29 protein-coding genes are annotated in these 25,436 nt (G+C 69.4%); 15 read left to right on the top strand and 14 right to left on the bottom strand.

The annotated features are described in order from the left end of the window. Positions 1 to 31 precede the first annotated feature (31 nt). Together DC347_RS10050 and DC347_RS10045 are read right to left on the bottom strand one after the other, a co-directional pair. The gene (locus DC347_RS10050) at positions 32 to 715 is read right to left on the bottom strand and encodes a response regulator (RefSeq protein WP_109045273.1); all 684 of its coding nucleotides are present in this window, start codon (positions 713 to 715) and stop codon (positions 32 to 34) included. Further along, on the bottom strand, positions 712 to 3,279 hold the full coding sequence (locus tag DC347_RS10045; RefSeq protein WP_109045384.1) for a DUF4118 domain-containing protein: 2,568 nt from the start codon (positions 3,277 to 3,279) through the stop codon (positions 712 to 714). The genes DC347_RS10050 and DC347_RS10045 overlap by 4 nt, the downstream gene beginning before the upstream one ends. Positions 3,280 to 3,438: 159 nt before the next feature. On the opposite strand from DC347_RS10045, the gene DC347_RS10040 reads away from it, so the two are divergent. From DC347_RS10040 to DC347_RS10025, 4 genes are all read left to right on the top strand, one after another. Beyond that, a complete protein-coding gene (locus tag DC347_RS10040) occupies positions 3,439 to 4,185 on the top strand; it encodes an ABC transporter permease (RefSeq protein WP_109045272.1) in 747 nt (248 codons plus the stop codon). 110 nt (positions 4,186 to 4,295) lie between these two features. Further along, positions 4,296 to 4,883: a hypothetical protein gene (locus tag DC347_RS10035; RefSeq protein ID WP_109045271.1), complete on the top strand. Its 588-nt coding sequence runs from the start codon at positions 4,296 to 4,298 to the stop codon at positions 4,881 to 4,883. A gap of 147 nt (positions 4,884 to 5,030) precedes the next feature. After that, positions 5,031 to 5,774: a YcnI family protein gene (locus tag DC347_RS10030; protein WP_109045270.1), complete on the top strand. Its 744-nt coding sequence runs from the start codon at positions 5,031 to 5,033 to the stop codon at positions 5,772 to 5,774. Positions 5,775 to 5,785: 11 nt separating this feature from the next. Further along, positions 5,786 to 6,331, top strand: a complete 546-nt coding sequence (locus DC347_RS10025; RefSeq protein ID WP_109045269.1) for a copper resistance CopC family protein — start codon at positions 5,786 to 5,788, stop codon at positions 6,329 to 6,331. Positions 6,332 to 6,425: 94 nt separating this feature from the next. On the opposite strand, the gene DC347_RS10020 is transcribed toward DC347_RS10025, so the two are convergent. Continuing rightward, positions 6,426 to 6,971 (bottom strand): YceI family protein, encoded by a 546-nt coding sequence (locus DC347_RS10020; RefSeq protein ID WP_109045268.1) that lies wholly within the window; start codon positions 6,969 to 6,971, stop codon positions 6,426 to 6,428. 145 nt (positions 6,972 to 7,116) lie between these two features. Between DC347_RS10020 and DC347_RS10015 the strand changes: the two genes are divergently transcribed. Continuing rightward, on the top strand, positions 7,117 to 7,542 hold the full coding sequence (locus tag DC347_RS10015) for a hypothetical protein (protein WP_240617746.1): 426 nt from the start codon (positions 7,117 to 7,119) through the stop codon (positions 7,540 to 7,542). Then, positions 7,539 to 8,378, top strand: coding sequence for a CDP-alcohol phosphatidyltransferase family protein (locus tag DC347_RS10010; protein WP_109045266.1), 840 nt, complete (start codon positions 7,539 to 7,541; stop codon positions 8,376 to 8,378). The genes DC347_RS10015 and DC347_RS10010 overlap by 4 nt, the downstream gene beginning before the upstream one ends. A 22-nt stretch (positions 8,379 to 8,400) precedes the next feature. Here the strand turns inward: DC347_RS10010 and DC347_RS10005 are convergent, their stop codons facing one another. Continuing rightward, the gene (locus DC347_RS10005) at positions 8,401 to 8,805 is read right to left on the bottom strand and encodes a DUF302 domain-containing protein (RefSeq protein ID WP_109045265.1); all 405 of its coding nucleotides are present in this window, start codon (positions 8,803 to 8,805) and stop codon (positions 8,401 to 8,403) included. 46 nt (positions 8,806 to 8,851) lie between these two features. Continuing rightward, positions 8,852 to 9,109 (bottom strand): metal-sensitive transcriptional regulator, encoded by a 258-nt coding sequence (locus tag DC347_RS10000; protein WP_109045264.1) that lies wholly within the window; start codon positions 9,107 to 9,109, stop codon positions 8,852 to 8,854. Between the two features lie 123 nt (positions 9,110 to 9,232). On the opposite strand from DC347_RS10000, the gene DC347_RS09995 reads away from it, so the two are divergent. From DC347_RS09995 to DC347_RS09975, 5 genes are all read left to right on the top strand, one after another. Next, positions 9,233 to 9,850: a rhodanese-like domain-containing protein gene (locus DC347_RS09995; protein WP_109045263.1), complete on the top strand. Its 618-nt coding sequence runs from the start codon at positions 9,233 to 9,235 to the stop codon at positions 9,848 to 9,850. Beyond that, positions 9,847 to 10,605, top strand: coding sequence for a sulfite exporter TauE/SafE family protein (locus tag DC347_RS09990; protein WP_109045262.1), 759 nt, complete (start codon positions 9,847 to 9,849; stop codon positions 10,603 to 10,605). The genes DC347_RS09995 and DC347_RS09990 overlap by 4 nt, the downstream gene beginning before the upstream one ends. Before the next feature lie 35 nt (positions 10,606 to 10,640). After that, positions 10,641 to 10,937, top strand: coding sequence for a rhodanese-like domain-containing protein (locus DC347_RS09985; protein ID WP_109045261.1), 297 nt, complete (start codon positions 10,641 to 10,643; stop codon positions 10,935 to 10,937). 94 nt (positions 10,938 to 11,031) lie between these two features. Continuing rightward, a complete protein-coding gene (locus DC347_RS09980; protein ID WP_109045260.1) occupies positions 11,032 to 12,432 on the top strand; it encodes a rhodanese-like domain-containing protein in 1,401 nt (466 codons plus the stop codon). A 127-nt stretch (positions 12,433 to 12,559) separates the two neighbouring features. Beyond that, positions 12,560 to 13,834, top strand: a complete 1,275-nt coding sequence (locus DC347_RS09975; protein ID WP_109045259.1) for an MFS transporter — start codon at positions 12,560 to 12,562, stop codon at positions 13,832 to 13,834. A 6-nt stretch (positions 13,835 to 13,840) separates the two neighbouring features. On the opposite strand, the gene DC347_RS09970 is transcribed toward DC347_RS09975, so the two are convergent. From DC347_RS09970 to DC347_RS09930, 9 genes are read right to left on the bottom strand one after another with little or no spacing between them, the layout of a single operon-like run. Continuing rightward, positions 13,841 to 14,083 (bottom strand): acyl carrier protein, encoded by a 243-nt coding sequence (locus DC347_RS09970; RefSeq protein ID WP_109045258.1) that lies wholly within the window; start codon positions 14,081 to 14,083, stop codon positions 13,841 to 13,843. A 28-nt stretch (positions 14,084 to 14,111) separates the two neighbouring features. Further along, on the bottom strand, positions 14,112 to 15,605 hold the full coding sequence (locus DC347_RS09965; protein ID WP_109045257.1) for a dihydrolipoamide acetyltransferase family protein: 1,494 nt from the start codon (positions 15,603 to 15,605) through the stop codon (positions 14,112 to 14,114). Then, positions 15,598 to 16,578 (bottom strand): alpha-ketoacid dehydrogenase subunit beta, encoded by a 981-nt coding sequence (locus DC347_RS09960; RefSeq protein WP_109045256.1) that lies wholly within the window; start codon positions 16,576 to 16,578, stop codon positions 15,598 to 15,600. The genes DC347_RS09965 and DC347_RS09960 overlap by 8 nt, the downstream gene beginning before the upstream one ends. Further along, a complete protein-coding gene (gene pdhA, locus DC347_RS09955; protein WP_109045255.1) occupies positions 16,575 to 17,624 on the bottom strand; it encodes a pyruvate dehydrogenase (acetyl-transferring) E1 component subunit alpha in 1,050 nt (349 codons plus the stop codon). The genes DC347_RS09960 and pdhA overlap by 4 nt, the downstream gene beginning before the upstream one ends. Next, entirely contained in the window at positions 17,621 to 19,477 is a 1,857-nt protein-coding gene (acsA, locus tag DC347_RS09950; RefSeq protein WP_109045254.1) for an acetate--CoA ligase, read from the bottom strand. The genes pdhA and acsA overlap by 4 nt, the downstream gene beginning before the upstream one ends. Before the next feature lie 19 nt (positions 19,478 to 19,496). Then, positions 19,497 to 20,831 (bottom strand): erythromycin esterase family protein, encoded by a 1,335-nt coding sequence (locus DC347_RS09945; protein ID WP_109045253.1) that lies wholly within the window; start codon positions 20,829 to 20,831, stop codon positions 19,497 to 19,499. Beyond that, on the bottom strand, positions 20,828 to 22,168 hold the full coding sequence (locus DC347_RS09940) for a phosphoribosyltransferase (RefSeq protein WP_109045383.1): 1,341 nt from the start codon (positions 22,166 to 22,168) through the stop codon (positions 20,828 to 20,830). Before DC347_RS09940 ends, DC347_RS09945 begins: the two co-directional genes overlap by 4 nt. 5 nt (positions 22,169 to 22,173) lie before the next feature. Beyond that, on the bottom strand, positions 22,174 to 22,524 hold the full coding sequence (locus DC347_RS09935) for a CU044_2847 family protein (protein WP_018761691.1): 351 nt from the start codon (positions 22,522 to 22,524) through the stop codon (positions 22,174 to 22,176). 17 nt (positions 22,525 to 22,541) lie between these two features. Beyond that, positions 22,542 to 22,898 carry an SPW repeat protein gene (locus tag DC347_RS09930; protein WP_109045252.1) on the bottom strand — a complete coding sequence of 119 codons (357 nt, stop codon included), beginning with the start codon at positions 22,896 to 22,898 and terminating at the stop codon, positions 22,542 to 22,544. A 193-nt stretch (positions 22,899 to 23,091) separates the two neighbouring features. On the opposite strand from DC347_RS09930, the gene DC347_RS09925 reads away from it, so the two are divergent. The 4 genes from DC347_RS09925 to DC347_RS09910 are packed head-to-tail and all read left to right on the top strand — an operon-like array spanning position 23,092 to position 25,410. Then, on the top strand, positions 23,092 to 23,439 hold the full coding sequence (locus tag DC347_RS09925) for a PadR family transcriptional regulator (RefSeq protein ID WP_109045251.1): 348 nt from the start codon (positions 23,092 to 23,094) through the stop codon (positions 23,437 to 23,439). Positions 23,440 to 23,441: 2 nt separating this feature from the next. Then, positions 23,442 to 23,807: a DUF1048 domain-containing protein gene (locus DC347_RS09920; protein WP_165838007.1), complete on the top strand. Its 366-nt coding sequence runs from the start codon at positions 23,442 to 23,444 to the stop codon at positions 23,805 to 23,807. A gap of 26 nt (positions 23,808 to 23,833) precedes the next feature. Next, positions 23,834 to 24,649: an ABC transporter ATP-binding protein gene (locus tag DC347_RS09915; RefSeq protein WP_109045249.1), complete on the top strand. Its 816-nt coding sequence runs from the start codon at positions 23,834 to 23,836 to the stop codon at positions 24,647 to 24,649. Continuing rightward, on the top strand, positions 24,646 to 25,410 hold the full coding sequence (locus DC347_RS09910) for an ABC transporter permease (protein WP_109045248.1): 765 nt from the start codon (positions 24,646 to 24,648) through the stop codon (positions 25,408 to 25,410). Before DC347_RS09915 ends, DC347_RS09910 begins: the two co-directional genes overlap by 4 nt. Positions 25,411 to 25,436 lie beyond the last annotated feature (26 nt).

Below are 25,436 nucleotides of genomic sequence, written 5' to 3'. Positions count from 1 at the left end.
ACGACGCCGTCGGGGGCCTTCGCGGGGCGGGTCACGGTTCGAAGCGGTAGCCCATGCCGGCCTCGGTGAGCAGGTGCCGGGGCCGGGCGGGGTCGGCCTCAAGCTTGCGGCGCAGCTGGCCCATGTAGACGCGCAGGTAGTGGGTTTCGTTCTCGTAGCCGGGGCCCCAGACTTTCCGGAGCATCTGCTGCTGCGTGATCAGCCGGCCGGGGTTCCGGGCCAGCAGTTCCAGGATGGCCCATTCGCGGGGCGTGAGCCGGACCGGGTCTCCCGCACGGGTGACTTTCCGGTTGGCCAGGTCCACTTCGAAATCGCCCACGTCAATCGCCGGGCCGCTGTCCACCGTTTCCGGGTTCCCGCTCCGGCGCCCCGCCACGCGCAGCCGCGCCAGGAGTTCGTCCAGGCCAAACGGCTTGGTCACATAGTCGTCGGCGCCGGCGTCCAGGGCCCGGACCTTGTCCACGGAGCCGTGCCGGGCGGACAACACGATGATGGGCATGCTGCTGGTCCGGCGGACCCTGGTGATGACGTCCACGCCGTTGATGTCCGGCAACCCGAGATCCAGCACCATCACATCCGGATGGCCGCCCTCCGCGTGGTGCAGGGCGGACGTACCGTCCAGCGCCGTCAGCACGCGGTAGCCTTCCGCTTCCAGGTTCACCTGGAGGGCGCGCAGGAGCTGGGGTTCGTCATCGACGATCAGGATGGTCCTCATGGCGTGCTCCCGGCGGGGCGGCGGTCCGGGGTGGCAGCTCCCGCGGAGAGCGGCAGCCTGATGATCATGGTCAGTCCGCCGCCGGGGGTCGGTTCGGCCACCAGCCTTCCGCCCATGGCCTCCGTGAAGCCCTTGGCGACGGCCAGGCCAAGCCCGATGCCGAGCCCTTCCGGGGCATCATCGAGCCGCTGGAACGGCTGGAACATCGCGGCAGCCGCGGCAGCGGGCACACCCTGCCCGTGATCGACGATGCGCAACTCGCCGACCCCGCCGCCGTCGTCGTCGGTCCTCAGCGTCCCGGCCGACACACCCACGATCACCACGTCCGACTCCGGCGCGTATTTGAGCGCGTTCTCCACGATGTTGGCGATGACCCGTTCCAGCATGCCCAGGTCGGCGTCCACGGCCGGCATGGAAGGCGCAAGGTCAACCCGGATCCGGCCTGCCGGGAGTCCGCGCAGCGCGTCCTCGATCGCGTCCCGCCAGGAGACCGGCGCTGTCAGCGGGGCCGCCGAGCCGCTGGAGATGCGGGACATGTCCAGGAGGTTCGAGATCAGGGCGTCCAGGCGCTCGGTGTAAGACTCGATCGTGGCGAGCATCTCGGCCTGCACCTCCTCCGGCAGCCTGCGGCTTTGGCGGCGCAGGGCGGTGACGGCGAGCTTGATCCCGGCCAGCGGGGTGCGCAGGTCGTGGCTGACGGCCCGCAGGATGGACGTGCGGACGCTGTTGCCCTCCGCCAGTTTGGTGGTGCTTTGCAGCCTTCGCTGCAGGGCCTGGCGCTGGCGCAGCAGCAGGAGGTGGGCGCCGTGGGCTGCGAGGAGGAGCCGGTCGCCGGCGGTCAGGGTCCGCCCGGAGAGGACCAGCGCCGTCCGGTCGTCGGCCAGTTCCACGCTGTCCGTCAAGGCCGCGGCGTCCGGGGCGGGCGGCGGCGCGGCACCCGAGAAGGCCTGGAGTTCCCACGCACCGCTGCCGTCACCGGCAACGGTGAACAACCCTGCGGAGCGGACCTGGAAGGTTTCCCGGACCTTGGCCATGAACGCGGCTACGGTGTCATCGGCAAGCAACGCGTCGCGGGCCAGGTCCGCCAGGGTGGCTGCCTCGGCGCGTGCCCGGGCAGCTTCCCGGGCCCGCCGGGCGGACAGGCCAACCACCAGCGAGACCGCCACCGCCGCCGCCAGGAACACCGCCAGTGCGAACACGTTTTGCGGGTCCTTGATGGTGAACGTTCCCACCGGTTCGGTCTCGAAGAAGTTCAGCAGCAGCGAATCCAGGACCGCCGCGAGCACCGCCGGCCACAACCCGCCAATGAAGGCCACGGCCATGACGCCGGTCAGGTGCACCAGCGCGTGGGTGGCGAGGTTGAGGTCCGGGCTGGCGGCCAGGGCAGCGGTCAGGATGACCGGAAGGACGACGGCGAGGACAAACCCGACTGTGGTGCGCGTCCGGCCCAGTGCTGCGGTGGCGGGCCTGGGCAGGCCGGCGCCGCCCTGCGGCCGGGACACGATGTGGACGTCGATGTCGCCGGAGTCCCGCACCACTTTGGCGCCGGCTCCGGAACCGAGCAGCCGGCTCCACAGCCCTCCGGTCGAGGCGCCGATGACGATCTGCGTGGCGTTGACGCTGCGGGCGAACTCCAGGAGCGATTGGGCGGCGTCCTCCCCCGAGACCGTGTGCCAGGTTCCGCCGAGGTCCGTGACCAGGCGCTGCTGGGCGTCCAGTGCGTGGCCGGACTCGGCGGTGCCGCCGTCTCCCCGCCGCACGTGCACGGCCAGCAGGTCGCCGCCGTGGACCCTGGACAGGATCCGGGACGCCCGCCGGATGAGCAGTTCCCCGTCCGGGCCGCCGTCCAGGCCAACCACCACCCGTTCGCGTGCGGGCCAGGTGGCGGTGATGCCCTGGCTTTTCCGGTAGGTCGCCAATCCTTCGTCCACGCGGTCGGCCAGCCAGATCAGGGCGATTTCGCGCAAGGCGATCAGGTTGCCCAGGCGGAATTCGTTGGCCAGGGCCGCATCTATGGCGTCCTTGGGGAATACCTTTCCGTCGGCGACGCGCTGGCGCAGCAGCTCGGGCGGGATATCCACCAGCTCGATGTGCTCTGCCCGCCGCACCACGGCGTCCGGCACGGTTTCACCGCTCGGCTGGTCCGTGATGGCCGCGACGGCGTCCCGCAGCGACGCCACGTGCTGGACGGTAAGGGTGGTCAGCACGTCCGTCCCGGCCGCCAGGAGTTCTTCGATGTCCTGCCAGCGGCGCCCGTTCCGGCTTCCCGGGGCGTTGACGTGCGCATAGTCGTCGACGACGGCCACCTCCGGGTGCCGGGCCAGTACTGCCGGCACGTCCAGCTCGGCGGCCGCTGCTCCCGCGGCGCCGGGCACCGGGCGCGGGGCAACGGCGTCGAGCCCGTCAAGGAGCAGCGCGGTATCGGTCCTGCCGTGGTCCGCGGCGATGCCGACGGCCACGTCCCGGCCGCACGCCGCAAGGCGGTGCGCCTCGCGCAGCATGGAGTATGTTGTGCCGGCTCCCGTTGCCGCGCCCAGGAAGATGCGAAGCGTTCCCCGTGCCATGTTCACAGTCTTATCCCCTCCGGCCACCCGGACCAACTCCCCGGGCTGCCGGCCGCCCGCAGGTACAGGCTATTCCACCCGGCGGAGCAGCCACACGGTCGTGTTGCGGGCAGCTGCCGGGCTTCCAGCAGAAGGTTCGCAGGTCAGTAAGCTGGGCAGATGCCCGACCTTGCCGCACTGGCCCCCACCCTCGCGGCCATCGCCATCCTGGCGGCACTCACGGTGGGCATCCTCTGGGGCTCGCGCACGCCGTCGTACCTCTCCCCCGCCCTGGCCATCGTCCGCGGCGTGCTGCAGCTTGCAATCATCAGCCTTGTCCTGGGAGGGGTGATCACCAGCCCGGTCTGGGTCGGCCTGGCCCTGCTGGTCATGTTCTCCGTGGCGTCAGTGACGGCTACGCGGCGGCTCACCTGGTCCTGGCGGCGGTTCGCCGTGGTGGCCGCAACCATGGCGGCCGGCATCCTGGTGACGGTCGCAATCGTCTTCGGCACCGGGGCCATCGAATTTTCGCCGCGCTACGCCCTGGCCGTGGGCGGGATCGTGATCGGCAACTCCATGACCATTGCCACGCTGGCCGGCCGCCGCTTCGTCGAGGCCGTCCTGGAGCAGTGGGACCAGGTGGAGGGCTGGCTGGCGCTGGGCGCGACGCCCCGGCAGGCCACCCTCAGCCAGGCCCGGCAGGCGGTGCATTCGGCGCTGATCCCCGCCACGGACCAGACCAAGACCACCGGACTGGTCACGCTTCCCGGCGCATTCGTGGGCGCCATCTTTGGCGGCGCCTCGCCCCTGGAAGCCGGCCGGTTCCAGGTGGTGGTGCTGGCGTCCATCATGGCGGCAGGGTCCATTACCGCCGTCGCGTTGATCCGTTCGCTGGGCAACGTCACGGTCCGGCCCGACCCGTTGTAGGGCTGCGCGCCGTCACGGCCCCGGCAGCACGGGGCGCCGATTACGCGCCGGGGTGCTGCTTTCCCTAAAGTGGTACCGGGTAATCAGTGGAAGAAGGGGTGGCGATTGGCATGAGCGCGCCGTTCCGCTTCCCCCGCGCCTTCGCGTTCACGGCGGCAATGTTCGCCCTCGCTGCCGGAGCCCACGTGGTGGCCCGTGGCGTGATGCCGCACCCGGCCATCGTCGCCGGGCTCTTTGCCCTGGTGCTGCTGCCCGTCATGGTGCTCGCCAGGATCCGGGTCAACTCCCCAGTGATGGCCGGCCTGCTCATCGGCGGCCAACTGCTCCTCCACGAGGCCTTCAGCACCCTGTCGGCTTCGTCCGGCTTCACACCGGCTCCGGGAGGCCACGTCCACCCGGGCGAACCGCTCGCCGCGGCAGCAGTGGCAGCGGCCCCGGAACACCTCCACGCTTCGGACCCGCTGATGCTGGTCCTCCACGCCGCGGCCACCGTGTCCACCGCCCTGGTGCTGGCCCGCGGCGAAGCGGCCCTCTGGGCCCTCGCGGCCTGGCTGCGGCCGCTGATCCGTATCCTGACGGCGGCGTTCCTTCCCGACTGGCCGCAGCTTCCGGCTCCGCGCCGCGTTGTTGTGGTGCTGCGCGCCGAGGTCCTCCGGCTTCCCGCACTGCGCGGTCCGCCGCGCGCTGCCGCCTCCTGAGCGGCACCTGCCCCCACCATGCTGCCCGGGCCCAAGGCGATGCCCTTGGACCGCTGCCATTGCGCGCGCCCCGGTCAGCCATGTCCTCGCGCCCGGCCGCAGCCACAGGCCGCCCCCGGCGCACCCATACCTTGTGAAAGCGACATCATGAATACCTCAATCCGCCGCACCGCCAGAGCCTTCGCCGCCATCACCGCAGCAGCCGGAATGCTCGCCGCCGGCGCCGCCGCCGCGTCAGCCCATGTCTCCGTGGATCCGGGCGACACCGGCGCCAACGGCTACTCGCGCCTGACCTTCAACGTCCCCAACGAGTCCCCCACCGCCAAGACGAACAAGCTTGAGGTCAAGCTGCCCACCGACACACCCTTCACCTCCGTCTCGGTCAAACCGGTGGAGGGCTGGACCGCGCAGGTCATCACCGGTGACCTGCCCACGCCGGTGACGGTGGCCGGCGCCACGGTCACCAAGGCACCTAGTTCCGTGGTCTGGACCGCGGACGAAGCCCACCAGTTGGGACAGAACCAGTACCAGGCGTTTTCGCTCTCGGTAGGCCGCCTCCCGGCCGAGGGGACCACGGTGGTGCTGGAGGCCGCCCAGGGTTACAGCGACGGGACGGTGGTGAACTGGAACGAGCGCAGTGCTGACGGGCAGCCCGAGCCCAAGCACCCGGCCCCCTCCTTCACCACCACAGCCGAGGACGGCGCCGCGGCGCACACCACCCCGGCCTCGGCTGCCGCCTCTACTGCTCCCGAAGCCTCGGAGGCCATCGAGCGCACCTCCGATGCGACCTCAATCTGGGGCGTTGTCCTCGGCGCTGCAGGGTTTGTCCTGGGCGCCGCCGCCCTGGCACTGGTGCTGGCCGGCCGCCGGTCCCGCGCGGCAGCCAAGTAGCAGGGGCCCGGATGTTTGCGAATCTGCTCCGCTGGTTCCGGCGCTGCCTGCTGGTCCTGGCCGTGGCGGCATGTTCGGTTGTCCTGGCCGCGCCCGCGCAGGCGCACGATGTGCTCGAATCCAGTGATCCTGCGAATGGATCGTCTGTTCCGGCAGTCCCCGGCCAGATCGGACTGACCTTCGACCGCACGCCGATGGGCATCGGCTCGGTGATCCAGGTGCAGGATGAGACCGGCACGGACCAGGCCGACGGCGCCGTCACGATTGTCGACAACCATGTCACCCAGGCCGTGAAGGCCGGTGCACCGGCGGGCAAATACACGGTGATCTGGCGGGTGGCTTCCTCCGATGGCCACCCCATCGAAGGAACCTTCACGTTCACGGCCGGCGCCGGAAACTCCAGTGCGGCGCCGGCCCCAGCTGCTGCTGCCGGTTCCGGCGGGCCCCAGGCAGGAGTGCTGATTGCCGGCGGGGCTGCCGCCGTCCTGGTCATCGGCTTGGCCGGCGGGGCGGTGCTGGTGCGGCGGCGGCTCCGGAGCGCGGAGTCCGACGCCTGACATAGCCAGCGCCTGACGACGCCACAAACGGCCGGGGCGGGCTCTGCGCCACATGCGCAGAGCCCGCCCCCGGGTCGTCGGGTAGATCCCTGTATCAGCCCTGCTTCACGAGCGCGGCTTCAAGGTTGATCTTCACCTTGTCGCTGACCAGCAGGCCGCCGGCTTCCAAGGCGGCGTTCCACGTCAGGCCAAAGTCCTTGCGGCTGATCTCGGCTTCGGCGGAGAAGCCTGCCCTCGTGGCGCCGAAAGGATCCACGGCAACACCGGTGAACTCCACCTCGAGCTCGACCGGTTTGGTGACACCCTTGATGGTCAGGTCGCCCGTCAGGGTGTATTCCTCGCCGTCACCCTCAATGGCGGTGCCGCGGAATGTCATCTCGGGAAACTTCTCGACGTCGAAAAAGTCCTCACCCCGGACGTGCGCGTCACGGTTGGCATCCCCGGAGTCGAAGCTTGCCGTGGCCACGGTGGCATGCACGGTGGATTCGGCCAGGGACTCCCCCACCCGGGCTTCGGCCTGGGCATCGGTGAAGCGGCCCCTGACCTTGCTGATCCCGGCATGCCGGACGCTGAAGCCGATCTCGCTGTGCGACATGTCCAGGGTCCAGGTTCCAGGGGTGAGTTGCTGGGGAAGGGTCATGGTCATTCTCCTTGCTCGTAGGGCCGCAGGCTTTGCTGCCCGCTATGGGCGCAAGGTTGCGGATGGTCCTAAATATTCCGCATCGGACCCGCATTTATAAGGGGGCCGGGTGAACCGGAAGGGAACTTCGGGCGTATACATAAGCGTGGCACTAAGACTATTGACCGCCCTTGCGTTGTTCATTGACGCCGGCGTACACCTGTTCCTGTCCCCGGGCTACCAGAACGCCCAGCCGGGCACCGTCAGCCAGGGCACCCTGTTCCTGCTGGAGGCCGCGGTGGCGCTCGTGGCCGGAATCTTTGTCCTGCTCCGCGGCAGCCGGGCGGCCTTTGCCGTGGCCCTGCTGGTGGCACTGAGCGCCTTCGCGGCCGTGATGCTGTACAGGTACGTTGATATCCCGGCTATCGGACCGATCCCCGCCATGTACGATCCCGTCTGGTTCTTCTCGAAGACGCTCAGCGCCGTCGCCGAGGGAGCGGGCGCCCTCCTGGCCGCCGTGGGACTGGCGCGGGTGTCCGGGAAGCGGCGCTCCGCCGTCGTGAAGCGCCGCGCGACGCGTCCCGGCACGTGATTCCCCGTCCGGGTTCCGCGGCACGCCGGTGGCCCGGGCCCGCCGCCGTCGTCAGCGTGCGGGCGGAAGCGGCAGGGCCCCGCGGTGCCGCCGGGCGTGCCGTCCCTGACGCACTGGCCGCCCTGGTCGCGTACGGCTTGTTGGCGCTGTGGCTGTCATCGTTGTCTGCTCCGGGGTTTCCCCTGCAACTGGCAGGCCTGGGCGCGGGAGCGCTGGTCACTGGCGCGGCGGCCGCTTCCGTGCTGCGCCGGGCACCCAGGTTTTCCACCCCGGCCGACCGCGTGACGCTGCTGCGCGCCGTCCTCGCCGCCCTCTGTGCCGCCATGGCGGTCCCCCAACTGTTCACGGGGCCGCGGGAGGACCTGCTGATTCCGGTCTTGGGCGGGCTGGCCTTCGCGCTGGACGGGGTGGACGGGGCGGTGGCCCGGCGGACCGGGCTGTCCTCCACGGCGGGGGCCCGCTTTGATGCGGCCACGGACGCCGGGCTGGTCCTTGCGTTGTCCGTCGCGGCCGCTGCCCGGGTGGGGCCGTGGGTGCTCGCGATTGGGGGCATGTACTACGTTTTCGTGGCTGCCGGACGCTTCCGGCCCAACCTTCGCGGGACTTTGCCGCCACGGCAATCCCGGAAGGCAATCGGGGCGTTCCAGCCGTTCGCGCTGCTCCTGCCACTGCTTCCCGGCGTCCCGTCTGCGGCCGCGGTCTCCATTCCGGTTGCGGCCCTGGCGCTGCTGGCGTTTTCCTTCGGGCGGGACGTGGTCCAACTGGAGCGCCGCCACCGTGCAGTGCTCTTGGAATCCGGCGCAGCCACACCCGGCTCCGGACCGATCACCCCCTGAGCTGCGCGGCTATCCTCCTGCCTCACCGCAGGCTGGCGAGGGCCTTCCGGAGCCGCGTCCCGGCGTCGTCCGCCACGTCCTTGACGGCGGGCGCCTCGCTGAGCTGGACCATGGCCTGCGGGTCTATCGCCTCAACTGTGGTCTCTTGGTCACCGGCTTGGCGGCGCACCACCACGTTGCACGGCAGCAACGCGCCCATTTGCGGTTCGGCGGCGAGGGCGCGGCTGGCCAGGGAGGGGTTGCAGGCGCCGAGGATGACATAGTCCCCGACGGCGTCTGCGGCGTCGGCGCCGAGCTTGGCTTCGAAGGTGGAGCGGATGTTGATTTCCGTCAGGATTCCAAAGCCCTCCGCGGCAAGGGCCGCACGGGTGCGTTCCAGCGCTTCAGCCCAGGGAAGGGCGACGGTGGTGGCCAGCGTGTAAGTCATGGTGCTCCTCGAAGTTGCCGGGCGGTCAGTTGCGGTTCGGGTCTGGTCAGGCGAGGGACAGGAAGAGCTTTTCCAGCTCTTTCCGGTCCATGGTTTCGTCTTTTTGGGTGATGCACTGCTCCAGGCCGGTGGCGATGATGGCGAAACCGGCGCGGTCAAGGGCCTTGGAGACGGCGGCCAGCTGGGTGACCACGTCCTTGCAGTCCCGGCCTTCCTCGAGCATCCGGGTGACGGCGGCGAGCTGGCCTTGGGCGCGCTTGAGGCGGTTGATCACGGGCGTGAGTTCGGTTGGGTTCAGTTCCATAAGGGGTTCTCCATCGGTGGGGTGCTCCTCCAAGCCTATACCCCCACGGGTGTTTTGACTACCCCCGGGGGTATCTGTAATACTCGGTGGGGTATCCACCAGCCCCCGTTTTGAGAGGCCCCCATGACTTCCCCCTCCACACCAACCGCTGTTACCGCACTCGCCCCCGAGACCTTGCGGACGTGGTTCAACACGCACCAGGACCTGATGGTGATCGACGTTCGTTCCGCCGCTGAATTCGAGTCCATGCACATCCGCGGCTCCTACAACGTGCCGCTCCCCCTCCTCTCCGAGCACACCGGGGAACTCGCCGCCCGGCTGGGCTCACGCGTGGTCCTGGTCTGCCAGTCCGGCGTCCGCGCCGAGCAGGCCCGCCAGCGGATGGCGGCGGTTGGCCTCGACACCGCCTATGTCCTCACCGGCGGCGTGCCGGGCTTCGCCGCCGCCGGCGGCGACGTGGTCAAAGGCAAGGACCGCTGGGACATGGAACGCCAGGTCCGCCTGGCCGCGGGTTCCCTGGTGATGCTGGGACTGGTGGGCGGCAAGTTCGTCTCGCCCAAGGTCCGCATGCTGGCAGGCGCCATTGGCACGGGGCTGACCTTCTCGGCCGCCACCAACACCTGCGCCATGGGCAAGGCCCTCTCGGCCATGCCGTGGAACAAGGCAACCACGGAGCCCACCCGCGAAAGCGCCATCCTGCAGCTTCCCGTCCATGGCGCTGAAGAGGACGCCGCGGCATGATCCCTGCCCTGGGTCTGGGGCTCGTCGTCGGAATCGTCCTGGGCGTGGTGGGCGGCGGCGGCTCCATCATCGCCGTTCCCGCACTGGTGTACGGGGTGGGCATGAGCCCCGCCCAGGCCATCCCGACGTCGCTGCTGGTGGTGGGCGTGTCGTCACTGGCAGCCCTGCTCCCCCGGATCCGGGAGGGCCTGAACTGGCCCGTCATCGCACTTGTCGGGGGCGCAGGCATTCCGGCTGCCTGGGCCGGCGCCGCCGTCGGCAAACTCCTGGATCCGACCATCCTGATGCTGGCGTTTGCGGTCATCATGGTGGCTGCGGGCATCCGGATGCTCAGCAAACCCCGAGAAACCGACGGCTCCTGCAGCACGGGACCCAACCGGGCCTTCCGGTCCTGCGCACCCAAGGCCGTGGGTGTTGGCTTGCTCGTCGGGTTCCTCACCGGACTGCTTGGCGTGGGCGGCGGCTTCCTCATCACCCCCGCACTGACCATCCTCCTGGGCCTGCGCATGAAGCAGGCGGTGGGAACCTCGCTGGCGATCATCGTGGTCAACTCCGCAGCCGGATTCAGCGCCCACGCCGCCGGCTACACCATCGACTGGGCCACCACCCTGGCGTTCGCCGTCCCGGCCATCCTGGGATCACTGGTTGCCGCTCGGTTCGCGCGCCACCTGAAGGACAAGCACATCCGCATCTCGTTCGCGGTCCTCATCTTCGCCGTCGCGGCGTGGGTCACCGCCGGCACCGTCACCGCCTGACACCCCCAACACCGTTAGCCCGAAGGAGAACCACCATGGCTGAAATCACCATCACCGAAGCCGACCAGCGCCGCCACGCCGCCCGAATCCTCGATGTCCGCGAGGACTTCGAAGTCGCCGAAGGCATGATCCCCGGGGCCCTGCACATCCCCATGGGCCAGCTGCAAGCCCGCCTGCGCGAGCTCGACCCGGCCGTCCCGGTCATCGCGGTCTGCCGCAGCGGCAACCGCAGCGCCGCGGTCGCCGACGCCCTCAACGGGGCCGGCTACACAGCGGACACCATGGCCGGCGGCATGACCGCCTGGACCCGCGCCCGACTTCCCACCACCTGACATTCCGGGGGATATCTCTAGTTGTTGTATACCCCCCCTGGTATCTAAAATTGGTCCCAGGATTTCATATCTTTTCCCTTCGAAGGAGTACCAGATGCTGCTTGAACGCATATACGACGAAGACCTGGCCCAGGCCAGCTACCTGATCGGCTGCCAAGCCAAGGGCGAGGCAATCGTGGTGGACGGCCGCCGGGACATCGCTGTCTACCAGGACCTTGCCGCCAAGAACGGCATGAAGATCGTGGCCGTCACCGAGACCCACGTCCACGCCGACTACCTCTCCGGCACGCGCGAACTGGCCGCCGCCACCGGCGCGAAGATCTACGTGTCCGGCGAGGGCGGACCCGACTGGCAGTACGGGTTCGACGGCGAGCGGCTGCACGACGGCGACACCATCACCCTGGGCAACATCACCATCAGGGCAGTCCACACCCCCGGCCACACCCCGGAGCACCTGTCCTTCCTGGTGACCGACGGTGCGTTCAGTAAAAAGCCCGGCTACCTGCTCTCCGGAGACTTCGTGTTCTCCGGCGATTTGGGCCGGCCGGACCTGCTGGACGAGGCCGCCGGCGGCATCGACACCCGCTTCGAGGGCGCCAAGCAGCTGTTCGCCAGCCTCCGCGACAAATTCCTTGCCCTGCCGGACTACGTCCAGGTCCACCCGGGCCACGGCGCCGGCAGCGCCTGCGGCAAGGCCCTGGGCGCCATCCCTTCCTCCACGGTGGGCTACGAACGCCTGTACGCCTGGTGGGGCCCCTACCTGGCCACCAACGACGAACAGGGCTTCATCAACGAACTGCTCGACGGCCAGCCCGACGCCCACGCCTACTTCGCCCGCATGAAGCGCGAAAACCGGGAAGGCCCCGCCGTCATGGGCGAACGCGCCCCGCTGCAGGAACTGGACACGGACACCGTCGCCAAGGGCCTGGCCGGGGATACCCTGACCTTCATCGACACCCGCTCCAGCAGCGAAGTCCACCAGGGCACGGTGGTCCGGTCCCTGAACGTACCGGCCGGCAAGTCCGTTGCCAGCTACGGCGCCTGGGTGGTCAACCCGGAAACGGACACGAACCCGCTGGTGCTCCTGGCCAAAGACCAGGAACAGGCCCAGGACCTGTGGGACCATCTGGTCCGCGTGGGCATCGACAACGTGGCCGGCTACCTCACCGACATCAAGGGGTTGCCCACCTTCACGCCGAGCCTGATCCAGCCTGAGGAACTCGAGGGTTTCGAAGCGGCCATGGTCCTGGACGTCCGCAACAAGACCGAGCACAAGGCAGGACACATCCCCGGCTCCCACCAGCTCAGCGGCGGCCGCGTGATGTGGCACCTGGATGAGCTGCCCGCCGGCGGCACCATCGTGTCCTACTGCCAGTCCGGCGTGCGCAACTCCGTGGCCGCCAGCGCCCTGCGCCGTGCCGGGTACGACGTCGTCGAACTCGACGGCAGCTACGCCGCCTGGAACGCCCGGCGGAACAGCGTCCCCGCAGCCTGAGCAGGCAATTCCCCCCAGACCACCCGGGCAGGACCCCCCTCCTGCCCGGGCCCGGCCCGGACGCGTCCCCCGCGCGTCCGGGCCACCTTTCGCCTCCCCAGAACGGAGCCACCAGAACGGAGCCACCATGCAGGGCACCACCCTCCGCAGCACCAGGGGATCCACCCCGGCGGTGCCGGGCCTGCGGCAGAACCTGGCCCAGTTCATGCTGCTGGTGGCCGTGAACGCACTGGTGGGCGGCACCTTGGGCCAGGAGCGCACCGTCCTTCCCCTGCTTGCCGCCCGGGAATTCCACCTCGACCTGTACACGGGCGCACTGACCTACATCCTCGCCTTCGGCCTGTCCAAGGCCGCCATGAACTATTTCGCCGGAACCCTCTCGGACCGGTACGGCCGGAAACCGGTCCTCATCGCCGGCTGGCTGGCCGCGGTCCCCGTCCCGCTGATGCTCATGCTCGCTCCGTCCTGGGGCTGGATCGTGGCGGCCAACGTGCTGCTCGGCGTCAGCCAGGGCCTCACCTGGTCCACCGCCGTGATCATGAAAATGGACCTCGTGGGTCCTAAGCAGCGCGGCCTGGCCATGGGCTTCAACGAGGCCGCGGGCTATCTCGGGGTCGCCGTGACGGCGCTGGCCACCGGCTACCTCGCCACCGCCCACGGCCTGCGCCCGGCCCCGTTCCTGCTGGGAGCGGCGTACATCGCCCTGGGTCTGGGCCTCACGGTCCTGGCCGTCCGCGAAACCCACCACCATGCCCGGACCGAGGCCGCGCAGCATGCCACAGGCCGGGATACCGCCCGTGCCGGCCTCACCACCGGGCAGGTATTCACCCTCACCAGCTTCAGGGACCGCTCACTCTCCGCGGCCAGCCAGGCCGGACTGGTGAACAACCTCAACGACGGCCTGGCATGGGGCCTCTTCCCCGTCCTGTTCGCCGGCGCCGGGCTTGGCCTGGGCCAGATCGGCATCCTGGCCGCCGCCTACCCGGCGGCCTGGGGCGCGGCCCAACTGGTGACCGGAGCAGCCTCCGACCGTTGGGGACGCAAGTGGTTCATCGCCACCGGAATGCTGGTGCAAGCCGGCGCCTTGGCGACCATTGCTTCCGCGCACGGCTTCGCACCGTGGCTCGCCGCCGCCGTCGTGCTGGGCCTCGGTACCGCCATGGTCTACCCCACACTGCTGGCCGCCATCGGCGACGTCGCCCACCCGGCCTGGCGCGCCCGCTCCGTGGGCGTGTACCGGCTGTGGCGCGACGCCGGATTCGCCGTGGGTGCCCTGCTCTCCGGAGTTCTCGCGGACCTCTACGGCATCCCCGCGGCCATCGGCGCCGTCGCGGTCCTCACCGCACTCTCGGGCCTGGTGGTTGTGGTGCGGATGCGCGGGAATGACCACGCTGCGGGATAGCCCCCTTTATCCGTGCCCGGCCAGGTACTCCACCAGCCCGCCCACCGTGGCCACCGCCGGATAGTCGGCTTCCGGGATGTCGACGCCCGTGGACTCGGCGATGACCTCCACCAGGCGGAGGAAATCCAGCGAGTCCAGTTCCAGGTCCTGGCGCAGCCTGGCAGTGCCGTCCAGGTCGCCGGGCTCGACGTCGGGCGCTACTTTGCCGACCGCCGCCTCCACGGCCTGGCGCGCGTCCTCTTGGTTCACGGTTCCTCCTCGGTCACACGGGTCCGGATCACAGGTCCTCCGGCGTTTGCAGCAGTTCGTCGATCCTGGTTAGGAAGCGGCCGCCGCGCAGACCGTCGCTGACCCGGTGGTCCGCGGACAGGGTGGCGGTGGCGGCGTGCCGGATGCCGAGCATCCCGTTGTGCGCCCACGGCTGTTCGAGGACCTTGCCGAAGCCCACCATGGCCACCTGCGGCGGATAGATCACGCCGTAGACGCTTTCGACGCCGAGGTCGCCAAGGTTGGTGACGGTGATGGTGGGGTCTGCCATCTCCGCGCGCTGCAGCCGGCCGGCCCTGGCCCTGCTGACCAGGCCGCGCAGCTGCTCCATGAGGTCGTCCAGCGTCAGGGTGTCTGCGTCGTGCACGGCTGGGGCCACGATCCCGCCATGCCGCAGGGCCACCGCGACGCCCAGGTGCACCGCGCTGCTGGGCTGGAACGCGCCCCTGGTGAAGAAGCCGTTCATGTCCGGCACCTCTTTCGCCGCGAGGGCGGTGGCCTTGAGCAGCAGGGCGGAGGGCACCAGGCGGGCGGTGACGGGCCGCTGCTGGTTGGCCGCCTGCATCCACGCCATGGCCGCCGCAAGATCCAGGGTGGTGGCGAGGTAGTAGTGCGGGATTTCCTTCTTGGACCGGGACATCAGCGCGCCGATTGCCTGCCGCAGGCTCTCCGCCTTGCTGCCGGCTGCAGCCCGCTCCTGCCGGGGTGCTGCGGGCAGCGCCTTTTCCGGTGCGTTCCCTGGCGCCGTTGGCTGCGCGGGCGCCGGCGGGCGGGCTTCCGACGGCGGTGCTTCCGCCGGCTTGTCCGCGCCGGGTTCCCTGGCCGGCCGCCCCCGGGGCGGGACGGCGGCGAGCACGTCCTCCTCAGTGACGGCACCGCCCGGGCCCGTGCCCGTGACGGCCGGCAGGTCCACCCCTAGTTCCGCCGCCAGCCGCCGGGCCAGCGGCGAGGACCGCACGCGGTGCGCTTCGGGTGCTGTTGCCGGCTCCGGCGCCCGGGTGCCGGACGCCGCAGCGGCGCGTTCGACGTCGGCCCGGGTCACCTCTCCGCCGGCTCCGCTCCCGCTGAGGCGTCCGACGTCGACCCCCAGCGTGTGCGCCAGGTGCCGGACCGGCGGCGGAACCTTGGCGCCGGGTTCCGGGTGGCCGCCCGTGGCACCCGGGTGAGCGGGCGTTGCCTCTTTTGCTGTCAAAGGTGAGCGGGCGTCGGGGGGAATGCTGCCGGAAGTGAGCGGGGGTTGGGGCGCGGGTGGCGGCGGGAGTTCGGCGGGGGTGGCCGTGATCCGGGCGATGGGGGTCCCCACCTGCACGGTGTCTCCGATGTCCACCAGGAACTCGGCGACCACGCCGTCCTCGAAAGACTCGATGTCCATCACGGTCTTGTCTGTGTCCACGGCCGCCACGAGGTCCCCCTTGTGGACGTAGTCTCCCGGCTTGACCAGCCACTCCACCACCTTGCCGTGCTCCATGTCTGCGCCCAGGGACGGCATCCGGAATTCAGCCATGGGTCCCCACGGCCCTCCGGGCGGCCGCCATGACCCGCTCCACCGACGGCAGGGCTGACTGTTCCAGGTGCTTGGCGTACGGGACGGGCACCTCCAGGCTGCACACCCGTTCCACCGGGGCGTCCAGGTCGAAGAAGGCCTGCTCGCAGATCCTGGCGGCAATCTCCGCCGAGAGGCTGCCGCTGCGCCAGCCCTCGTCCACCACCACGGCCCGGTGGCTCCGGGCCACGCTGTCCATGATGGTGGGCGCATCCAGCGGCCGAAGGGTCCGGAGGTCGATCACGTCGGCCTCGATGCCTTCGGCGGCCAGCAGGTCCGCGGCCTCCAGCACCATCGGCAGCGTGCCGCCGTAGGTGATAAGCGTCAGGCCGTCCCCGTGGCGCACCACCGCCGCCTTGTCGATGTCCACGGCGCCGGCGTCGTCGTCGAGCTCGCCGGCCACGTTGTACAGCGAGCCGTGCTCGAAGACCAGCACCGGGTCCGGGTCCTGCAGCGCGGTCCAGAGCATGCCCCGGGCGTCGGCCAGAGTGGCGGGGGCCAGGATGCGCAGCCCGGGAATGTGCGCGTACCAGCCTTCCAGGCTGTGCGAGTGCTGGGCACCGAGCTGCCGCCCGGCGCCGGTGGTCATCCGGATGACGATGGGCACGTTGAACTGGCCGCCGGACATGTGCAGCAACGTGGCGGCGTTGTTGATGATCTGGTCCAGCGCCAGCAGGCTGAAGTTCACTGTCATGATTTCGACGACGGGCCGCATCCCGCCCAGCGCCGCACCGATCCCCGCCCCGACGAACCCGGACTCGGACAGCGGCGTGTCACGGATCCGTTCGGGCCCGAACTCCTCCAGCAGCCCCAGGCTCACGGCGAAGCTGCCGCCGTACCTGCCCACGTCCTCGCCCATGAGGAACACCCGCTCGTCGCGCTGCATCGCGTCACGGAGGGCCGCCCGCATCGCTTCCCGGTACGTGGTTTTCATCCTGCCGCCCCTTCTTTCCCGGCGCCGCCGCCGGCGGTGGCAACGCCGCTGCCGGCCTCCGGCGGGTCGCTGTACACAAACCGCATGAGTTCGGACACCGGTTCCGGCGTGCCGTTCTCGGCGAACCCGACCGCGGTGCTGATCTCGGCGTCCACGTCCGCCGCCAGCGCCGCCCAGGTCTCCTCCGGCAGCTGGCCCGCGGCCTGCATGGTTCCCTGCAACAGGCTGATCGGGTCCCGTTCCATCCAGCGGGACACCTCCGTTTTCTCCCGGTACAGCTCCGGATCGAACATGGAGTGGGCGCGGAAGCGGTAGGTGCGCAGTTCCAGGAAGTGCGGTCCGCCGCCGGACCGGACGGCATCCACCGCCCGCCGGGCAGCTTCCTCGACTGCGAGCACGTCCATCCCGTCCACGGCCCACGCGGAGATTTCGTACCCGGCGGCCTTGAGCGCGATGTCCGTCTGGGATTCGGAACGGCCCAGCGCGGTGCCCATGGCGTAGAGGTTGTTCTCGCAGCAGAACAGCACCGGGAGCTGCCACAGTGCGGCCAGGTTCATGCTTTCGTGGAACTCGCCTTCGGCCACGGCGCCTTCGCCGAAGAAGCAGGCGGTCACGCGCTGGCGCCCGGCCATCCGGTCCGCGAGGGCCAGCCCGACGGCCAGCGGCAGCCCCCCGGCGACGATCGCGTTCCCGCCGAAGAACCGGGTGGCGGCGTCAAACAGGTGCATGGACCCGCCGCGGCCGCGGCAGCAGCCCTCGGCGTGGCCGTACATTTCGGCGAGGATGGCACCGGCGGAGACGCCGCGGAGCAGGGCGTGGCCGTGCTCCCGGTAGGTGGCCACCACCGCGTCGTCCGGTGCCAGCGTTTCCATTACCCCGGCGGCCACGGCTTCCTCGCCGATATACACGTGCAGGAAGCCGCGGATCTTGGCCGCGCTGTACAGCTCAATGCATTTTTCTTCGAGCCGGCGGACCCGCAGCATCTGCCGCAACAAGTGCAGGGCGTGTTCCTGGTCGCGGATGGCCTGGTTCCGCAGGGTGCTCATGGCTGCTCCTTGCCGAGGCCCGGCGCAGGTCCGGCCGCCGCCTCCAGGGTTGAGGTGTCGCCTTCGGGCAGTCCCAGCTCGCGGGCTTTCAGGAGCCGGCGCAGGATCTTTCCGCTCCGGGTCTTGGGCAGCGTGCTGGTGAAGTCGAGCAGCCGGGGTGCGACGGCGGCGCCCAGCCGTTTCCGGGCGAAGCCGATGATCTCCAGTTGCAGGTCCTGGCTGGGCTGGTGGCCCGGCTTGAGTTCCACGAAGGCCTTGACCACCTCGCCGGCCACGGGGTCGGGTACTCCGATCACCCCGGCTTCGGCCACCGCAGGGTGCTCCATCAGGCAGCTTTCCACCTCGAACGGGCCGATCAGGTGGCCTGAGGACTTGATGACGTCGTCGCCACGGCCGACGAACCAGAAGTAGCCGTCGGCGTCCCGTTTCGCCAGGTCGCCGGTGAGGTACCAGCCGCCGGCGAAGCACCGCCGGTACCGCTCCTCCTCGTTGAGGTAGCCACGGAACATGGATGGCCACCCGGGGCGCAGCGCCAGCTCACCCATGGTGTCCGGTTCCGTGACCAGGACCGCCTGGCCGTCCGTAATGACCGCTTTACCGTTGGCGTCCCGTGCCACGAGCGCAGCCTCGATGCCGGGGAGCGGACGGCCCATGGACCCGGGGCGGACGTCCATGGCGGGATAGTTGGCGATCATGATCCCGCCGGTCTCGGTCTGCCACCAGTTGTCGTGCACCGGCAGGCCCAGGACCTCCTGGCCCCACACCACCGCCTCGGGGTTCAGCGGCTCCCCCACGCTGGCGACGAAGCGCAGCGCCGAAAGGTCATGCCCGGCTGCCCGTTCGGCCCCGGCCTTCATGAGCATCCGCAGTGCCGTGGGGGCGGTGTACCAGACGCTGACGTGCTGGTCCGCAAGGATCCGGTACCAGCGGTCGGCGTCCAGCTCCTCCTCGTCCACGATGGCGGTGACGCCGTGCACCAGCGGCGCGATGATGCCGTAGGACATGCCGGTCACCCAGCCGGGATCGGCGGTGCACCAGTAGACGTCCTGCGGGTGCAGGTCCAGGGCGAAGCGGCCGGTGGCGTAATGGGCGGCCACGGCGCCATGGACGTGGATGGCGCCCTTGGGCGTGCCGGTGGTGCCGCTGGTGAAGTGCAGCAGGGCCATGTCCTCCGGCTGGGTGCCTGCGACCTCCCCGATCGGGTCCGCCCGGGACAGGAGTTCGGCCAGGTCAAGGGTCCCGGGTTCGGGGGTGCCGTCCGCGTCCGCCAGCAGGATGTGGCGGAGTTCGGGAAGGCTGTCCCGCACCGGTGCCACCTTCTTGCGGTACAAAGCCCTGGTGGTGACCAGGGCCCGTCCGGCGCCGAGGTGCAGCCGCTGCCTGACCGGTTCGGGGCCGAACGCGGAGAAGAGCGGGCAGAAGACGCTGCCGTTCTTGAAGGTTCCCAGCACCGCGGCATACAGCTCCGGGCTGCGGCCCAGGAGGGAGAAGACCCGCTCACCGCGCCCCACCCCCAAGGTCCGGAGCACTGCCGCGAACCTGCCGGACTGCTCCGCAAGGTCACCGTAGCCAAGGGACCGGGTGCCGCCGTCGGCCCTGATGAAGCGCAGGGCTTCCTTGCCGCCGCGGCCTTCGGCCACGTGGCGGTCAACGGCCTCGTAGGCGATGTTCAGCCCCCGGCCCCCGGGCAGCCCGGCCAGTGCCTGCCGGGCTTGGTCCCAGCTGAAGTCGCGCCGGGCGGCGTCGTAGTCCGGCATGTTGGGCGGCACCGGGAAGGCAGCCACGTCCTTGATGATGGCGGGCCAGCGCGTGGAACCCTGGACGTCGGAGGCCGCGGTGCTCGGCTGGTCCATCATGCTCCTTTGGTTTGGCCTAGAACCCGCTGGGTTCGGTCTCGAGCTCAGGTTCGCCGGGCTGGTCCTCATGGTGCAGCGGGCGCAGCGCTTCAGTCCGTGGATGCCAGAACAACGCGTCGTAGCGATCCCCCATCCGGGTGGGCACGTAGTTGCCCCATTCCCGCCGCGGGTTGTAAACAACACCTATGGCCCGGTGCCCGCGCCAGGCCGCCAGCCAGGGACCGGTCCGGTCTGCCCCGAACACCAGCAGGGACCGTTCCCCCAGCACCTCGTTCAGCAGGTCCTCGTGACTGCCCGGCACAGCGGCCGGAACGTCCATCACCCGCTCCGGAGAGCCCCACGACTCGGCCGCCGTGACGGACCCTGAGTAGGACGCAAACCCCGCCAGCACCACTTGTCCCGCGTGGCGTTGGCGGAGCAGCTGTCCGACGTTGACCATCCCGCCATGCGCCATATCCGTAGCCCGGGCGTCGCCCACATGCGTGTTGTGCGCCCACACCAGCCCCTTGGATGCGGGCCCGTGGTGGCGTGCGATGCGGTCGGCGGTGTCGCTCATGTGAAGGGCGCGGATATTCCAGGACTGCTGGTCGCCGCGCACCATGGTCCGGTAGTAATGCTCGGCGTTGGCAGCGACGACGGCGTTCTGGAATGCGTCAAAAGCGGCGGGATCGTCCTGCATCCGGCCAAGTGCGCGCCGCCGGACTTCAGCCAGCAATGCCACCACGTCCGCTTCGCAGGACTGCGGAACCAGGCGGTTCCCCACGGCGTAGCGCTGGGGATCCTCACGGAAGGGAATGAAGCAATGCCAGGCCCGCAAGGCAGCCGGCAGGGCATCCGGGGCGTTGTTGTCCAGCCATGCGAAGATCTCCCGCAGGGAGTCCCACAGGGAGTAGACATCCAGGCCGTAGAAGCCCGTCCGCTGGTCTGCGGGGAGCCGGAGGTTCCACTCACGCAGCCACGTCAGGAAGTCGGCAACCTCATGGTTGGCCCACATCCAGGTGGGCCAGCGTTCAAAACCGGCCAGCAACCGCCGCGCATCGAGGTCCTGCCCGGATTCTCCCCTGACCCAACGGTTGATGCGCCAGCAGTCGGGCCAGTCGCCTTCCACGCCAACCCAGGTGAAGCCGTATTCTTCGATCAGCCGGCGGCTGAGAAGCGCCCGCCAGTGGTAGTACTCCTGGGTGCCGTGGGACGCCTCGCCGAGGCACACGAATCGGGCCGGAGCTGCGAGGCGGACCAACGGTTCAAGCCCGTCGGCGGTGGCCAGGGGGTGCGCGAGCCGGCGGATTTCTGCGGCCTCCGCCGCATGTTCCGGCTCGCGTTCCAGCGGCCGGCCTGCGTCGGCGGTCATTCCCTGGCCTCCGGTACGGTACGGCCCACCGGTGACGGCAGCAGGTAGTGGTGGAACCAGTCGGCAGCCAGGTTCGCGGCCAATGCCAGGGTTCCGGGCTCCTCGAACAGGTGGGTGGCCCCCGGGACAATCTCGAGCCGGGTGGGCGCCTGCATGCGTGCCATTGCCTGGCGGTTGAGTGCGAGGACCTGGGTGTCGGCACTGCCAACGATCAGGAGGGTGGGGGCCCTGACGGCGTCGAGCCGCGGACCGGCAAGGTCAGGCCGTCCGCCCCGGGACACGACGGCGGCAACTTCGGCGCCGGGCTCGGCAGCGGCCCACAGCGCTGCTCCGGCACCGGTGCTCGCGCCGAAGTAGCCGATCCGTCCGGCCGAGCCGTCATGCCGGACCTCCAGCCAGTGGGTGGCGGCCGAGAGGCGCCGGGCCAGGAGCGCGACATCGAAGACATTGGCACGGTTGACTTCCTCCTCGGGGGTCAGCAGGTCCAGGAGCAAGGTGCCCAGGCCCACCCCGTGCAGGACGGAGGCCACGAAACGGTTGCGCGGGCTGTGCCGGCTGCTGCCGCTGCCGTGGGCGAAGATCACCGTGCCGTCGCACACGGCCGGCAGGTAGAGGCTGCCCCGCAGCACGGCCATCCCGTCCGGGATCTCGACCTCGTCCACCAGGCTTCCGTCGCTCCCTTCGACGCCACCATGGGACGGCGGGGATGCGGCTGCATCCAGCAACTGCACCACCTCGCCATCCTCGGTGGGGGAAAAGTCGTGGTAGTAGTAGCCCACGGCCTGGAAGTCCTGGGGCGAGAGCAGGCAGACGACGTCGTCCGGTTCCTTGAGCTCCACGATGGCCCGGGCAGGGGCCACGGGCACGGCAAGGATGACTTTCGCGGCTCCCAGGTGCCGCGCCACCTGGCAGGCGGCCTTGGCAGTGGAGCCGGTGGCGATGCCGTCGTCCACGATCACCGCGGTGCGGCCGGTGAGGTCGAGCCTGGGGCGCCCCTGCCGGAACCGTGCCACCCTGCTCTCCAGCAGGGTGCGCTCCCGCCGTTCCACCTGCTGCAGGTCCTCCTGGGAGACGCGGGCCATGGAGATGGTGCGTGGATCCAAGACCCGGACGTTGCCCTCCCCGATGGCTCCCATGGCCACCTCAGGCTGGAACGGGACGCCCAGTTTCCGGACCACGATCACGTCCAGTGGCGCCTCGAGGGCCTTGGCGACCTCGAACGCCACGGGCACGCCGCCTCGGGGCAGGCCCAGCACCACCACGTTCTGTCCCCGGAGTCCGGTGAGCCGCTTGCCCAGCCGCCGCCCGGCGTCGGCCCTGTTCAGGAATGCAACCATCACGCTCACCCGCCATGTGGGAGTTCTTCCGCGGGGAGGATCGCCGCGGCCGCGGGGGTCCAGGACATCCGGAGGACGAAATGGGCCTCGGAACTGCTCCTGGCTATCATCGCCCCCGCGTCTCCCGCCAGATTCACGCCAAATTCGATTTCGATCTGTTCCGGGTACAGCTCCGCCATGGCCTCAAGTGCGGCGTGGGCCGCCGGTCGGACGCTGGCGAGTGCATCTTCCAGCCTCCTGCCGGTGTCCAGGATCCCCTGCTCGTTGCGCGCGGGGTGGTCCACCCCATAGCTGTTGTCGGCAGCCTCAACGAGCACGGTCCCGGATCCCACCTCATACCGCATCACTTCAGTCATGGCGGATGCTCCCCTGTCTAGTGCGAGATGCGCAGGTTGTGCTGGGCATCCGTGCTCGGCTTGATGGCCACCGCGGTGACCACCAGCGCCACTGCCCCCGCAATCCACGACGTCCACGCTGCGCCCGTCGCGCCCGTGTAGGACCCCAGCCACGGCGAGAGGATCAAGACTGCGGCAATGACAGCCTGGGCGTATTCCATGACCGGTGTTCCGGGCATGGCCAGGTTGATGATGCCGCTGACCACCAGGAGCCCGCCGAAGACGAGCATGAGGGTGGTGGACATGTTTTGCTGCTGCGTAAACAAGACCGCCACGGCGGTGAAGAGTCCAGCGGCAGCCGCTACATAGTCCTGCCACCGATACCACTTTTTCACTGATCTTTCCTTTCTGGTGTGGGCGGTACGCCAGTACGTCTCCGCCCTATGGGCCTCTGCTGCCCATGGTTCAAGTCAACGCCTGCGCTCATGCACCCAATAGGGCAGAAAGACCTGCCCAGGGGGTTGCGCGCCGACTACTCAGTGATACTATCTACTAGTAGTCAGCAACACTAGGTACCAAGGGGATTCCATGGGCAAGCAAATGACCGAAATGCTCAAGGGCACGCTGGAGGGCATTGTCCTGGCGCTCCTGGCCGTCCAGCCGGCATACGGCTACGAAATCACCGCCCGGCTGCGTGAACAGGGCTTTTCGGACATCGCCGAGGGCACGGTCTACGCACTGCTGGTCCGCATCGAACAGCGCGGCCTGGTGGACGTCGCCAAAGTCCCCTCGGAAAAAGGACCTCCCCGGAAGGTCTATTCGCTGAACGCCTCCGGCAGCGGTTACCTGGACGAGTTCTGGACTTCCTGGAGCTTCCTCGCCGAACGGATCGAGCAGCTCCACCACACCAACCACCAGCAGGAAAAAGGAGAATGACCATGACGCAGGGATGGCTCGAAAAAGTCACCGGATCCTTCGACGACAAGAAGCGCTGGCGCCAATACAAGGCCCGCAAAGAACAGCTCCCCGGCAGCTACCGGACCACCATCGACGCTCTGGAACGCTACTTCACGTATGCGGGTGCCATCGTCAAAGGCGACATCCTCATGCAGATGCTCGAGGACCTGGCCGACCTCATCGAGGGGGCCGCAGCGGACGGAACCCCGATCCGCGACATCGTTGGCGATGACCCCGTGGAGTTTGCCGAAACCTTCATCAGCAACTACTCGGACGGCCAGTGGATCAACAAGGAGCGCAAGCGCCTCACCGACACCATCAACCAGGCCGCTTCCGGCGAAGCCTGAGAAATCCCACAACGGAAGGACCAGCCGTGACCACAGACCAAGCCCTGCAACCCGCCATCCGGGTCCAGGGCATCGAAAAGTCGTTCAAGGACCTGCACGTGCTGCGGGGCGTCGACTTTGACGTGACGCCGGGAAGCATCTTTGCGCTGCTGGGATCCAACGGCGCCGGAAAAACCACGCTGGTGAAGATCCTGTCCACCCTGCTGAAGCCGGATGCCGGCACGGCCACGGTGAACGGTTTCGACACCGGCACGGACCCCGCGCACGTCCGGGAATCCATCAGCCTGACCGGCCAGTTCACAGCTGTGGACGACGTCCTCACGGGCCGGGAAAACCTGGTGCTGGTGGCCCGGCTGCGCCACCTGGCCAGCCCGGACGCGGTTGCCGGCGCCCTGCTGGACCGGTTCGACCTGGCCGAGGCCGCACACCGCAGGGCAGGCACCTACTCCGGCGGGATGCGGCGGCGCCTGGACATCGCCATGAGCCTGATCGGAAACCCCAGTCTCCTCTTCCTCGACGAACCCACCACCGGGCTGGATCCGCAGGCACGCAACGAGGTATGGCGGACCATCCGGCAACTCGCGGGCCAAGGCACCACCGTGCTGCTCACCACCCAGTACCTCGATGAGGCAGAACAACTCGCGGACCGCATCGCCATCCTGCACCAAGGCACCATCATCCAAAACGGGACGCTGGCCGAACTCAAGCAACTCCTGCCTGCCGCCACGGTGGAATACGTGGAGAAACAGCCTTCGCTCGAGGACGTCTTCCTGGCCCTGGTGGGTACCGCCCCGGACAACCGTCGCAGCGGCGCCTCGGCGCAAGGAAAGGACCACCGATGAGCACCCACGCCTTGCGGGATACCGGCGTTCTGACCGGCCGCTCGCTGCGGCACATCCTGCGCAGCCCGGACACCATCATCACCACCGCGGTGACGCCCGTGGCCATGATGCTGCTGTTCGTCTATGTGTTCGGCGGTGCCATCACCACCGGCTCAGGAGGCTCGTATGTGAACTACCTCCTGCCCGGCATCCTCCTGATCACCGTCGCCTCGGGCGTGGCCTACACCGCCTACCGGCTGTTCCTGGACGTCAAGGGCGGGATCGTCGAACGGCTCGGATCCATGCCGATCGCCAGGCCCAGCATCCTGTGGGCCCATGTCCTCACGTCGCTGGCCGCCAACCTCGCGGCGATCGCCATCGTGATCGGCGTTGCGGTCCTCATGGGGTTCCGCAGCGGCGCATCCTTGGCAGCGTGGCTCGCCGTCGCCGGAATCCTGGTCCTGTTCACCCTGGCCCTGACCTGGCTGGCGGTCGTTGCCGGCCTGACCGCCAAGACGGTGGATGGCGCCAGCGGCATGAGTTACCCGCTGATTTTCCTGCCGTTCATCAGTTCGGCGTTCGTTCCCACGGCCACCATGCCCGGCCCGGTCGCCTGGTTTGCCGAGAACCAGCCGGTGACTCCGATCGTGGACACCCTCCGTGCGCTGCTCGCGCAGGAACCCGTGGGCACCGGGATCTGGACGGCGCTTGCCTGGCTGGCCGGGATCCTCGCCGTGGCGTACGCGGCCGCTGCAGCCATTTACCGCCGGAAAGTGGGCTGAGGACGCAACCCGGACAGATTCACTGC

Source organism: Pseudarthrobacter sp. AG30 (genome assembly GCF_003116525.1).
GTDB lineage: Bacteria > Actinomycetota > Actinomycetes > Actinomycetales > Micrococcaceae > Arthrobacter.
The sequence above is the reverse complement of the archived record's forward strand: the minus strand, read 5'-3'. Positions and strand labels throughout refer to the sequence as shown.